Here is a 12,731-nt window from a genome sequence, read left to right as displayed (position 1 = left end):
GTGAAAAAAGCAATGCTGAAAGACACCTTTCGTGAGCTTTGGCGCACCAAGAATCGCTTTTTTTCCATCTTCGCCATTATTGCAATCGGCGTAGGTTTTTTTGCGGGACTAAAAGCAACCTGCCCCGACATGAAACACACTGCCGATGTGTATTTCAGCGAGGGCAATCTTTTTGACGTGCATCTGCTTTCGACCATTGGATTTAACGACAAGGACGTTGAGACTGTGCGCGGCACCGAAGGTGTGGGCGCGGTAATGCCCGCCTACACCACCGATGCACTGGTGAATACAAACGGCTCAAACGCCGTCGTCAAGGTACATGGCATCCCCATCGAGCCAGACTCAAACGACCCGGCATATATGAACCGCCCCACCGTTTTGGAGGGCAGACTGCCTGAAAAAAGCGGGGAATGTGTGGTGGATTTAAACAACGTTTCTGCAGCGCAGTTTGAGCTGGGGCAGCAGATAACGCTTTTTTTCGATGCAAAGCAGGATTCTATTTCGGAAACACTGCGAACCGACACCTATACGATTGTAGGGTTTGTGCGTACCCCCTATTATATTACGTATGAACGCGGCAACTCCAACATCGGCAACGGTAAAATCGAGCGGTTTGTGATGATTCCAAACGAAGACTTTAATCTAGAGGTTTACACCAACCTTTACGTTACCGCAGAGAGTAAAGATGGTATCTCCAGCTTTTCGCCGCAGTACGATGAGCTTGTTGCCAGCCTGCAAACCAAGCTGGAGGCGCTCGGCGACGTGCGCGTACAGACCCGCTACGACGAAATATTGCAGGAAGCAAACGAAAAGCTTGCCGATGCAAGACAGGAGCTTGCAGAGGGTGAAGAAACTCAAAGAACCGAGCTCGCAGATGCACACCAAAAAATTGAAGACGCCAAGAAAAAGCTTGCCGACGGTATTCAGACGCTCACCGAAAAAGAGCGAGACTATTACAAGCAGATTGCCGAGGCTGAAACCGAGCTTGAGGAGGCACGGCAAAAAATAGCCGACGCTACCGAGGAATACCGTGACGGCTACGAAACATATAAAAAAGAAAAAAGCAAGGCGCTCAAAGAGCTTGCTGCGGCAGAGCAGCAGCTTGAGCAGCTGCACAGCGCCATACCGCAGATTTTGTCACTCAAGCAAAGCTACGATCTGCTGGGTGACGCAACGCTCGCGGCAGATACAGCAAGCCCCCAGGAGCTTATGGCATATGCCGAAGCAATTCGCCCGCTCAGCGGCGAACTGGCAAACCTGCTGCTTGCTATCGCCAACACCCCCGTGGAAAACCCGATGCGAGCGCAGTATATCGCCGCCTTCAAAGGCGGTGTGCAGGCTGCACAAAAGCAGATGGAAGAGCAGCTCAGCGCTATGACAGGCGGGCAGATTTCTCTGCCCGATGTCACCGCTGAAAGCCTGAACCAAAAGATTGCAAGCGCTGAAGACCTCATTGCGTTTGGCTACGAAGAGCTTGACGAAGCGAAAAAGACCCTTGAGGATGCAAAAAAGCAGCTGGATGACGGCAGGCAAGAGCTCGCCGATGCGGAGCTCGAGTTTAAAGACGGTAAGGCGGAGGGCTTGCAGAAGATAAACGATGCAAAAGCAGAGATTGCCGACGCAAAGGTGCAAATTGCGGATGCGGAAACCAAATATGCCGACGGGAAACGCGACTCGGACCGTGAGCTGGCAGATGCAAGGGTAGAAATTGCAGATGCCGAAGCGGACCTTGCCGAGTTTAGCCTGCCCGAGTGGTTTGTTCAAGATCGGGACGACCTCCCCGGCTATGCCGACTATGACGATGCCGCAGAGCGCATTGCGGCAATCAGCAAGGTATTCCCTGTGTTCTTTCTGCTGGTGGCAGGGCTGGTCTGCCTCACCACCATGACACGCATGATTGAGGAGCAGCGAACACAAATTGGTACGATAAAAGCTTTGGGCTACAGCAACCTTTCTATTGTTTCAAAGTACCTAATTTATGCACTTACCGCCAGCTTTACCGGAAGTGCCGCGGGGCTTATGGTGGGCTTTCAGCTCTTTCCCCGGGTTATCTACGACGCATACGGAATGATGTACATTCTTCCGCCGCTTATTGCACCGTTCAAATGGGACTATGCCATAGTCGCCACCGCAGCGGCAGTGCTTGTTACGGTTTCTACCGTGGTATTTGCAAGCTATAAAGAGTTGGTATCCGTGCCCGCTACACTAATGCGCCCGAAAGCGCCGAAAAACGGCAAACGTGTGCTGTTAGAACGTCTGCCGTTTGTATGGAACCATATGAACTTTACGCAAAAGGTTACCATCCGTAACCTGCTGCGCTACAAAAAGCGAATGCTGATGACGGTGATTGGGATTGCGGGCTGCACCGCGCTGATGCTGACCGGCTTTGGTGTAAAGGATTCCATCTCCAATATCGTCACCAAACAGTTCGGCGATATTTTCAAATACGATGTACTTGCGGTGCTGGATTCGGACTTGAGCAAAGCAGAGAAGGATTCTGTGATGCAACTGGTGAGCAGCAGCGAATACAGCAAAAACAACACTTTGGTTTATCAAAAAAGCTATGATATTCTGCTGGGTGACAAGCAGGCAAACGGTAACCTGTTTGTACCTGAATCGCCGGATAACACGGCCGATTTTGTGGTCTTCCGCGATCGTATCAGCGGCTCACCCATACCGCTCACCGATCAAGGCGTAATCGTCTCCGAAAAAACCGCAACGCTTTTGGGTGCCAAAATGGGAGACACCCTCACCCTGCGCGACAGCGATAACAAATCAGTCACCGTGCCGCTCGCGGGCATCACCGAAAATTATGCGGGGCACTATGCCTATATCTCCCCCGCATTGTACGAAAGCCTGTACGGCAGCGCCCCCGATTACAACACACTGCTCAGCGTGATGAATGATTCGGACAAGGCAAACCGCGACGCATTTTCGCATTTTCTACTGGGCAGCGACGATATTCTGCTCACAAGCTTTACCGCTGACACACGCGCTACCTTTAACGATGTTTTCAAAAGTCTCGATTATGTGGTGCTGGTACTCATTCTTTCGGCGGGTTCACTGGCATTTGTGGTGCTTTACAATCTCACCAACATCAATATCACCGAGCGCATACGTGAAATTGCCACCATCAAGGTACTCGGCTTCTTCGACAAGGAGGTCTCGGCTTATGTTTTCCGAGAAAACATCCTTCTTACGCTTATGGGGATGGTTGCAGGGCTGTTTGGCGGCGTACTGCTGCACCGGTTCGTCATTGTTACCGCCGAGGTGAATATGATGATGTTTGGGCGAAATATTCAGCCGCTGAGTTTTGTGCTTGCGGGTGCCATCACCATGCTGTTTGCCTTTATTGTTAACGGGGCAATGTACTACAAGCTTAAAAAGGTAAGTATGGTCGAATCGCTGAAGTCGGTAGAGTAAATTTTATAGTCAAAAAGAGGATGCCCGTTTGAGCATCCTCTTTTTTATTGATCTATATTTTTCGTTTTGGTCGCCTTAATCACTTTTAGGCGGCTGAATTCTTCACGCTCTTTTTCCTCAAGTGAATCGGTGATAAACTTTGTAGTAGCTTCCAAACGGGGAATTACCACGTTTTTCAGCGCATTGGCACGGCGCTGCGTCTTTACAATTGCAGTTGCCAGTTTGAATACACTGTTCTCTACCTCTGCCAGCAGCACCGTCATTTTCTTCACCTGGCGAAAGCAGCGGTAAGCATAATCGAGCTGCGAGTTGGTATCGAGAAAGCCGTAAGAGAGCCCCCACTCCTTATCTTCATAACTCACAATGGGGATATCCACGCCCATAACGCTGCGGAAATGAATCTTCACTCCATCATCAACGGGCACGGCCTGCGCAATGTTTTCGATGACGCCAAGCGTCATATTCGCACGCTGTAAAGCGCGATATGCCCGCTCATAGGTTCCATCAATTTCGCGGCGCAGCAGCTTAGATTTATCGATGAGCAGCATCATCTCACGAATGAGGATGTTCCGCTTGCGATCGAGCAGATCGAAGCCCATGGTAGAAAGCGAGAGCGTTTTTTTTGTCGCGATCAGGTTGCCCTTGGTTGGAAACACCTGTTGGTTCATGCATCCTCACCTTCCTTTTTAAGCCAATAATTCCTTGGCGTCCTCAGGGTTGTAGAATTTGTCGAGCAGCTCGCCCTCAACACGGTCAAGCTCCTCACGCGGTAACAGCGACAGCAACCGCCAGCCGAGGTCTAGCGTCTGTTCAATGCTGCGGTTATCGGTAAAGCCCTGATTGATAAAGTGGTGCTCAAATGCATTTCCAAAGCGAATATACTGCTTGTCGGTATCCGAAAGCTCCTCTTCGCCGATGACCGACGCCAGCGCTTTTGCGTCCTGCACCTTGGCATAGGCTGCAAACAGCTGGTTGGAAACCGCTGAGTGGTCGGCTCTGGTATATCCCTCGCCGATACCGTCCTTCATCAAACGCGACAGCGACGGCAAAATCGAAATGGGCGGATAAACACCCATCTGGTCGAGCGAACGGTCAAGCACAATCTGCCCCTCGGTGATATAACCGGTGAGGTCGGGCACAGGGTGGGTGATGTCGTCGTTGGGCATAGTCAGAATGGGTATCTGGGTAACAGAACCTTCTGCGGTATCAATCACCCCTGCTCTTTCGTACAGCGATGCCAGGTCGGAGTAGAGGTAACCCGGGAAGCCTTTTCTGCCCGGAATCTCACCCTTGGAGGATGAGAACTCACGCAGTGCCTCACAGTAGGAGGTTATATCCGTCATAACCACCAGAATGTGCATGTTCAGCTCAAATGCAAGATATTCTGCGGTGGTAAGCGCACAGCGCGGGGTTAGAATACGTTCGATGATAGGATCGTTGGAAAGGTTCAAGAACATGACAACCTTATCCATAACGCCCGATTCCTCAAATGAACGCCGGAAGTAATCGGCGACGTCGTTTTTTACACCCATTGCAGCAAACACGATACCGAATTTTTTTCCCGATTCCTCGGCAATGTTTGCCTGACGCACAATTTGAACCGCCAGCTTATTGTGCTGCATACCGGAGCCCGAGAAAATAGGCAGCTTTTGCCCGCGAATCAGCGTCATCAGACAGTCGATGCTGGAGATACCGGTGTTGATGTAGTTTTTGGGGTAGGTTCTTGCCACGGGGTTAAGCGGTTTTCCGTTGATGTCTTGCCTTTTTTGGGCATAAATCTCCCCCAGCCCGTCGATCGGCTTACCTGCACCCGAAAGCGTTCTGCCCAAAATCTCAGGCGAAAGCGGCATTTCCATGGGGTGACCAAGCAGGCGCACGGTGGTATTGGTAAGTGAGATTCCGTTGGTGCCCTCAAACACCTGAATAACGCAGCGCTCACCCTCTATCTGCACTATACGTCCCAGACGTACAGCACCGTTTTTTAATCTAAGCTCCACCATCTCGTCATACCCTGCCGCAGGGACATGGTCCAGCACAACGAGAGGGCCGTTTATTTCGCTTAGTCCCACAAATTGAAGACTCATAGTACTAATCCGTCCTTTCGTTTAATCGAGATGGAAAAATGCTTCGTCAATCATCTTGAAGTACCGGTCAAACTGGTCCAGATGATCGTTCGGCACTTCATACTTCATCTTTACAAGGTTTGCAAACACACCTGTTTCAATCACCTCGGAAAGAGATCTGCCCGCCTGCACAATAACCTTTGACTTATCGTAAAGATAGAGAATAACCTCCATCATTTTAAGCTGTTTTTGCAGGGGAACATAGGTATCATCCTTATGGAAGGCATTCTGCTGTAAAAAGCCCACGCGAATGATTTTAGAAATTTCAATAACCAGCTTTTGATCATCCGGCAGAACGTCGGAGCCAATCAGCTTGACAATTTCCATCAGCTCGTTTTCCTCATGCAGCAGCGACGCTATCTGCTGCCGCTTACCGAGAAAGCTTCTATCCACGTTGGTGTTGTACCACTTTGCCAAATCGTCAATGTACTCGCTGTAGCTGGTGTTCCAGTTGATTGCGGGATAGTGACGCGCATAGGCGAGAGATTTATCGAGCGCCCAGAAACAGCGCACAAAGCGCTTGGTGTTTTGGGTAACGGGCTCGGAGAAATCTGCGCCCTGCGGGGAAACAGCACCGATGATGGATACCGAACCCTCTTTGTTGCAAAGTGTTACCATGTAGCCCGCACGCTCGTAGAACTGCGAAATTCGCGAGGGCAGGTATGCGGGGAAGCCCTCCTCCGCAGGCATTTCCTCCAAACGGCCGGAAATCTCACGCAGAGCTTCTGCCCAACGGGAGGTGGAATCCGCCATAATGGCGACGTGGTAACCCATATCGCGGTAATATTCCGCCAGCGTAATGCCGGTGTAGATAGACGCCTCACGCGCCGCAACCGGCATGTTCGAAGTATTTGCAATCAATACGGTACGCGCCGTCAGCTTTTTACCCGATTTTGGGTCAATCAGCTCGCTGAACTCTTTGAGTACCTGCGTCATTTCGTTGCCGCGCTCACCGCAGCCTACGTAGACAATGATATCGGCGTCACACCATTTTGCAAGCTGGTGCTGTGTCATGGTTTTGCCTGTACCAAAGCCGCCGGGAACCGCCGCCGTGCCACCCTTCGCAATGGGGAACATGGTATCGATTACACGCTGCCCGGTAATCAGCGGCTGCGATATGGGCAAGCGCTCTCTGGTGGGGCGCGCTATACGGATCGGCCATTGCTGGCACAGGGTAAGCTCATGCGCTTTTCCGTGCTCATCTTCTATTGTTACAATCACATCGTCGATTTTATAGCGGCCATTTTTTGCCGCAAAAGTCACCTTGCCCGAAAGCGAGGGCAAAACCATGCAGCGGTGCTCAATCAGCTCGGTTTCGGGGCAGGTTGCATAAATCTGTCCGCCCTGTACGGTGTCGCCCTCATGTACGCAAACCGTTACGTCCCACATGCGTTGTTCATCGAGCGACGAAATGTTACAGCCCTCGTCAATGTAAGCACCGGAACGCTCGTTAATATCTCTTAGCGGGCGCTCAATGCCATCAAAGATATTGGAGAGGATACCGGGACCGAGGGTAGCGCACAAGGGTGAACCTGTAGCATAAACAGGCTCGCCGGGCTTTAGCCCTGTGGTGGTCTCATATACCTGAATGGTGGTTGCCGCACTGGTGATGGAGATAACCTCACCAATCAGCCTTTTTTCACCGACGTACACCATCTCAAGCATCTCAAAATCGGTGGCATTCTTTACGGTCACAACAGGGCCGTTGATGGAATAGATCACGTTGTTCAATGTTTTCACCTCACATGGTTACGATAAAGCCCGAATTTGCCGCAAACCATTCCTTTTGTTCTTCAAGTGCTGCATCCAGCGTTTCATCGGAAATAAAGCTTTTTGCTTCATTTACAAGCTTTGCCCCCCCGATGAGAATCTGCTCATCTGCCTCAATAAGCAGTGCATCGCCACAAATTTTACGCAGCTCTGTTTCATATTTCAGGTCATCCGCCTTGAGGCACAGTTTTGCACCGGCACAGCCGTGGCTGTCAACCAGCTTTTGCACCTTGCCCCTCAAAAACGCACTGTATTCGGCAGTTTTGGTAAATTCGGCCAGCTTAATTCTTGCCTCGGCAAAAATCAGCTTGTTGTATTCATCACGCTTAACATAGAGCTTTTTTTTCAGCTCCATCTTTTTGCGTGAAAAGTCTTTTGTTCCCTCCACCGAGATTTCAGACACCTCGGATTGGATGATATGGTAGGTTTCGGCAAGGGTATCATCCTCGTGCTTGCCAAGCTCACCGGTGCGGTAGGCTTCAATCTCATCTTCAACCTCTTTGCAGATCTGCGCCACGTCACCCATAATTTCTTCTTCGAACCGGCCAAGCTTTCGTTTTTCTTCTTTATTTGCCTCTGCCATTTGCTCGCCACCTTTTCGTTTTTTGGCGCACTACATCTTTACGCCGATTGCCTCGTTTACATACTTTTCAAGAGCACTGGTTGCACGGCTGCCGCTGTGTCTATCCGGTACCTCCACCACCAGCGTCTTTTTATGGTTGAGCTTGAGGTCTCTTATCATCTCGGGGCAAAGGTCTGCAAGTTTTTCTGTAATAAGCAGGATGCCGACTGTTGGGTCTTCAAAAACACGGCGTACGGTTGCAATCACTTCATCACGCTCGTGCAGCACCACACCCTCAATTCCCGCAAGGCGCATACCCATGCAGGTGTCGATATTATCGCTGATCAAATACATCTTCATAAGTCATCATCGCCCTTCAAAAACCGGCAATTTACCGTTTGTTTCTCTTTACCGCTCGCCCGCCTCGGCTTACGCCCTGGTCGGCATAAGCGCGTTTGGGGGCTGCCTCTTAAAGTTTGTTGATAATCAGAATGGAGATGAGCAGACCGTAAATTGCAATACCCTCACCAAGTACAACGAAGATGATTGCTTTACCGAAAGATTTCGGATCTTCGGATACCGCGCCGATTGCCGCGGGCGCCGCAGCAGCAACTGCAATACCTGCACCGATTGCCGCAAGACCGGTTACCAATGCAGCTGCAAGAAAGCCCATGCCCTGTGCAGAAGTGCCCATAATGGTGGCAGCTACAGCGCCGCCTTCTGCTGCAAATGCACTCAGCGGAAAGATAAACGCGCAAAGGCAAACACCAAAGAACATGCAAAGGTTGCCAATCACTCTGTTTTTCGCCTGTTTTCCGGTTTTAACACCTCTTGCTACCGAGACCAGGGGAACTGCGATTAACGCAACGACCAGTGCGGGAAGAATAAACATTAGGCTGTTCATAAATATACCCTCCAAATAGATTGTTTTTTATTGTCTGTTTAATATTTTAGGTTACTCGCCGATAACAATGGGGCGGAACGGTTTGCCCTGTCCCTCAAAATAACGGCTGAACATTTCGTAGAACTCAAGGCGAAGTGCCTGAATGCCCACAATAAAGCCCTCCAACGCCATAACAAAAGCATTGCCGATAATCATAGTCACAATGCTGCCGGAACCGGTCATCATTTCCGTCAAGGTAATAACAACCGCCATCATACCGGCGTGGCTGATGATAAAGCCGCCGACACGCAAAAACGACATAGTGTTGGTAACAAAGCTTAAAGCCACCTCGAACAGCTCAAAGACGCCTTCAAGAATAAAGCTGCCGATGCCGTCCTCCGGCTTAATGTGTTTATTGCCCTTGGCAAGCTTACCAAGCGGATGCTTGAGAAAGATGACCAGAATGGGCGCTACAATAAATGCCAGAATATAAGCGGGGGTAAACAGGCTCTCACCGCCTGTGAACATAGAAAGCACGCCGATGAGGATAGAAACGTAAAACACCATTCCGGCAACGCCGTTGTTTGAAAATATTGCTTTTTCAAAATCTTTGTTTTTTAAACCGATGATGATATTAGTTGCCATAGAGATGATGATGAGCAGAATGCCCAAGCCAATTGCAAAGAGAAGCAGATTGTTGATAGTAAGCGGATTCATTACCTCCACCGGCTTTTCGTGAAGCCCCAAGACGTTGGTGTAGAACGGGTCGAGCAGGTGCTCCATGCCAAACACCGAGCCGTACACCATACCAAAGCACGCGGCAGAAATGCCAATGCGTGTCATTACTCTGCCAAGGCTCATCTTCTTAAACTTCCACAAAAGTGCACCGAGCAGTGCAATTACCAGCCCCTGTCCCACATCGCCGAACATAATACCAAACAGCAGCGTGTAGGTGATGCCTACAAACGGCGTAGGGTCAATCTCGTTGTAAGACGGCGTACCGTACATATCAACAAACATTTCAAATGGCTGGAACAACCGGCAGTTGCGTAGCTTGGTGGGTGTCACCAGCCTTTTATCGCTGTCATGCGGTTTGAACTCGACGTGTGCATGTGCAATTGTCTCTATGCTTGCCGCAAACGACTTTTCATCGCGCACGGGCAAGAACCCGGTAAGATGAAACTGGTTCTTATAAGCACTGACGTAGCGGCGTAAATCAAACGATTCGTTGAGAAAACGGATGGTTGAGTAGATATCAAGAAACTTCTCTTGATTCTCCTTTACAAGCTCCACTAGGTGGTTGTTTACCTGCTCAAGCTCAGCCTTATCTTTTGCAAGGGTTTCTTCAAACATCTGTTTTGCTACACCCGGGGTTGCGTGCACCTCCGGTATGCGAATGCGCTCAAAGTAGAGGGAAGAAAAGATGTCGTCTACCTCTGCCTCATGCCCCAGCGTAGTGATGTACATACCCCAGTTGTAGGTGCTGCCCTCTGAAAGGCTCATAAAGAAGAACAAGCGGTCTTTATAATAGGCAAGCTTCTTATAGCTGTCGATTGGAATTCGCCCAAAACGAATTTTGAGAAATTCACAAGCAAACAGATCATCAAGGCTGACATCCAATGTAGCAAGATGGCGAAGCTGTACCAGTGCGTTCTGCCCCTGCTCGATTGTAGCTGTAAGTGCACGCTTGCGTTCGCTTAGTACAGCAAGCTCCTCATGAAAGCTGTTTAAAAAATGGTCTACAGCATCCGTTGCAATTCTTTTGTTGACAGATGCATCGTATTTTAACGGAATACCCGCGCTGAGCCCAATGTCAATAATGCGGTTTAGTCGTACCTTGTAGGGGTTTTCCTCGGTCATTTGGGTAAAACCGCCTACCTTATCACTGAGTTGTGCCGGTTGCTCGGGGTGAAACCGCCCCAGATCGGAGCATTTTCGCAGCACTTCGTCCAGAGCATCTACATGTCCGGTGATCTGAACCAGCGTCATTTTTTCAATTGACATCTATCACACCACCTTTCTGCGGCAAAATGCCGCTTCAAAACCAATTTGGTTTGATCAATTTAAAATTATTTCGCGCTATGAGTAGTATTTCACAAAATAAGCATTTTCTTTATTTCACTTGGGGGAACACCATAACGTACGCCCTCAATGATTGTTGTAATATTATTGAGCTCAATACGGCAAAGTGCCATATACGCGGTAAACACAGTAGGCGCGTCGGTTGCAAAACGCAGGTACCGCCGGCACATATAATAGTTGATACAGTTTGCGGTGTATTCAATGTAGGTGAAATCGTCGCTGCCCACAAACTTGGCATAGGGCGACGCGGCAATATCCTTCAAAAACTCCTCTGCGGATGGTGCTGCAATCAGCCGGTCAAGCTCTTTTTGAGGAATACGCTTCCACACAGGTAAAATACACTTTGCAATCTGCTCAGGCTTGGTTTCGGGGAAATATTTTTTCAGACGATAAATGTTGCTGATATTCAGCAGCTCCAGATGCGTCTGGAAGATTTCATGCAGATGAAGACGTGTTTTGCCATGGAACGAATGGTCAATAATATCCTCCACGTGCTGATAGTAGTAGGACATCAAAACAACCTCACACTTAGTGTAGTCGATTAATTCGCCACCCAATGGCCGGCACTGCAAAAGCAGCTTACCGTAGGGGGTGTCCCCCAGCACATGCAGCAGGCCATCGTAACTGCGTACTTTTGCAAGTTCCATCAAATTCACACGCGTGCTGCGCTCTAAAAACGCAGGATATTGGGTAATGTATTCCTCTGCACGGTTTGAGTTGAGTAGCTGTATCATCTGCAAAATTTGTTCAATCTCAATCTCCATAATCAGGTAGTGGTAGTAACTGTCCCGCTGCGCGTTGTCGTAGTGCATCAATCTCAGGTAACGCGAAAAGCGCTCCTTGCGCAGCAATATCTCAAGCTGCCCGCGGTGAATCGCTGTAGGCTGAACACCCGAAAGCGCCTCACTATAGCCCGCTGTGTCCCGCAGATAAGCAGCTATTTCGGCAACTGTTTTTTTATGCATTAGCTCCATGTACTGCTCGTTTGTGATACGCTTACCATACATCGACAAGGCCTTCGTCATAATCGCTTTGTCGGAAAAGGATTTCAGCATGCTCTCCCCCCCTTTCTGCTCTAATCGTACGGGATTTCACACCTAAATCTGTTTGCAGCGGCAAATGATCTCGTCCACCCACTTGTCTTTTTTCTCATCAAACTGGGTTTCAAGTGCAGCCGCCGACACCCGAAACGCTTCGTCAATGCTGAGCTGCTGCTGTGAGGCTTCCTCCTGCGCATGCTCCTTCATTTTTTCGATATGTTCATTTGCCCGCTTGAGATAGGCTTCGTGAACCTCGCTTTTTTCCTGCGAGATTGCTGCTTTCACTTCGCTGCGTCTATCCTTTGCAGCCTGAACCGTCTCGCGGGCTTTTCTGTCAATGTCAATTAGCGCCTTGATTATATCATCCACCATTCCTCACCCCTGTTCTGTTATTTTTAATTGCACCCAAAACCTGACAACGGGCAGCAATCTTAAAAATGCATAATTAATAGTATACCTATTGATTAAATTATGCAATCGTGAAACTGCTTTAATTATCTTCCTCCAAAAGTTGATTTTTTAATAGTATTTACCGAGAATCTCCCAATAAGCAATTTGCAAAAAACGCCATGGCTAAAGAGCCTGGCGTTTTCTTTAAATGGATATGCTTCTTTTCTATTTTTTACCGTGAGAATTACAACCCGGCAGGCTCAATATTTGAAATGATATTTGAAGCCGTTCTTTCATGAACAGCGAGATAACTTTCATTGGGCGGAAGCACCGAGGTACCAAAATTCAGCTCGGGGTTTAGCCGCGTAGACGTGTCTTCACAGTAGCTTGTACCCCCAAAATGCACCCATTTTACCCCGGTTTGTGCAATTACCTGGGCGACATTGCTTGCCCGAATA

11 protein-coding genes are annotated in these 12,731 nt (G+C 49.2%); 1 reads left to right on the top strand and 10 read right to left on the bottom strand.

What is annotated here, in order from left to right:
- The gene (locus RTV33_RS07225; RefSeq protein WP_312642964.1) at nt 1-3,423 is read left to right on the top strand and encodes an FtsX-like permease family protein; all 3,423 of its coding nucleotides are present in this window, start codon (nt 1-3) and stop codon (nt 3,421-3,423) included.
- A gap of 44 nt (nt 3,424-3,467) precedes the next feature.
- Here RTV33_RS07225 and RTV33_RS07220 read toward each other — a convergent pair whose 3' ends face one another.
- From RTV33_RS07220 to RTV33_RS07175, 10 genes are all read right to left on the bottom strand, one after another.
- Nucleotides 3,468-4,091: a V-type ATP synthase subunit D gene (locus RTV33_RS07220; RefSeq protein ID WP_312642963.1), complete on the bottom strand. Its 624-nt coding sequence runs from the start codon at nt 4,089-4,091 to the stop codon at nt 3,468-3,470.
- An 18-nt stretch (nt 4,092-4,109) separates the two neighbouring features.
- The gene (locus RTV33_RS07215; RefSeq protein WP_312642962.1) at nt 4,110-5,507 is read right to left on the bottom strand and encodes a V-type ATP synthase subunit B; all 1,398 of its coding nucleotides are present in this window, start codon (nt 5,505-5,507) and stop codon (nt 4,110-4,112) included.
- A 21-nt stretch (nt 5,508-5,528) separates the two neighbouring features.
- Complete coding sequence (locus tag RTV33_RS07210; RefSeq protein ID WP_312642960.1) at nt 5,529-7,277, bottom strand: V-type ATP synthase subunit A; 1,749 nt, start codon at nt 7,275-7,277, stop codon at nt 5,529-5,531.
- Nucleotides 7,278-7,287: 10 nt separating this feature from the next.
- On the bottom strand, nt 7,288-7,899 hold the full coding sequence (locus tag RTV33_RS07205; protein ID WP_312642959.1) for a hypothetical protein: 612 nt from the start codon (nt 7,897-7,899) through the stop codon (nt 7,288-7,290).
- A gap of 30 nt (nt 7,900-7,929) precedes the next feature.
- Entirely contained in the window at nt 7,930-8,238 is a 309-nt protein-coding gene (locus tag RTV33_RS07200; RefSeq protein ID WP_312642957.1) for a V-type ATP synthase subunit F, read from the bottom strand.
- 109 nt (nt 8,239-8,347) lie between these two features.
- Complete coding sequence (locus RTV33_RS07195; RefSeq protein WP_312642955.1) at nt 8,348-8,782, bottom strand: ATP synthase subunit C; 435 nt, start codon at nt 8,780-8,782, stop codon at nt 8,348-8,350.
- 51 nt (nt 8,783-8,833) lie between these two features.
- Nucleotides 8,834-10,765, bottom strand: coding sequence for a V-type ATPase 116kDa subunit family protein (locus RTV33_RS07190; protein ID WP_312642953.1), 1,932 nt, complete (start codon nt 10,763-10,765; stop codon nt 8,834-8,836).
- Between the two features lie 89 nt (nt 10,766-10,854).
- Nucleotides 10,855-11,898: a V-type ATPase subunit gene (locus RTV33_RS07185; protein WP_312642951.1), complete on the bottom strand. Its 1,044-nt coding sequence runs from the start codon at nt 11,896-11,898 to the stop codon at nt 10,855-10,857.
- A gap of 42 nt (nt 11,899-11,940) precedes the next feature.
- The gene (locus tag RTV33_RS07180) at nt 11,941-12,255 is read right to left on the bottom strand and encodes a hypothetical protein (protein WP_312642950.1); all 315 of its coding nucleotides are present in this window, start codon (nt 12,253-12,255) and stop codon (nt 11,941-11,943) included.
- Between the two features lie 262 nt (nt 12,256-12,517).
- On the bottom strand, nt 12,518-12,731 hold a 214-nt coding region (locus RTV33_RS07175), incomplete at its 5' end, for a hypothetical protein (RefSeq protein ID WP_312642948.1).

It is taken from the genome of Hydrogenoanaerobacterium sp. (assembly GCF_032017025.1).
Lineage (GTDB): Bacteria > Bacillota > Clostridia > Oscillospirales > Ruminococcaceae > Hydrogenoanaerobacterium.
The sequence above is the reverse complement of the archived record's forward strand: the minus strand, read 5'-3'. Positions and strand labels throughout refer to the sequence as shown.

Excerpts from the sequence above, each read along its gene's own strand:
- RTV33_RS07205 (WP_312642959.1), bottom strand. The coding sequence starts at position 7,899 with ATGGCAGAGGCAAATAAAGAAGAAAAACGAAAGCTTGGCCGGTTCGAA.
- RTV33_RS07220 (WP_312642963.1), bottom strand. The coding sequence starts at position 4,091 with ATGAACCAACAGGTGTTTCCAACCAAGGGCAACCTGATCGCGACAAAA.
- RTV33_RS07180 (WP_312642950.1), bottom strand. The coding sequence starts at position 12,255 with ATGGTGGATGATATAATCAAGGCGCTAATTGACATTGACAGAAAAGCC.
- RTV33_RS07200 (WP_312642957.1), bottom strand. The coding sequence starts at position 8,238 with ATGAAGATGTATTTGATCAGCGATAATATCGACACCTGCATGGGTATG.
- RTV33_RS07190 (WP_312642953.1), bottom strand. The coding sequence starts at position 10,765 with ATGTCAATTGAAAAAATGACGCTGGTTCAGATCACCGGACATGTAGAT.
- RTV33_RS07185 (WP_312642951.1), bottom strand. The coding sequence starts at position 11,898 with ATGCTGAAATCCTTTTCCGACAAAGCGATTATGACGAAGGCCTTGTCG.
- RTV33_RS07195 (WP_312642955.1), bottom strand. The coding sequence starts at position 8,782 with ATGAACAGCCTAATGTTTATTCTTCCCGCACTGGTCGTTGCGTTAATC.
- RTV33_RS07215 (WP_312642962.1), bottom strand. The coding sequence starts at position 5,507 with ATGAGTCTTCAATTTGTGGGACTAAGCGAAATAAACGGCCCTCTCGTT.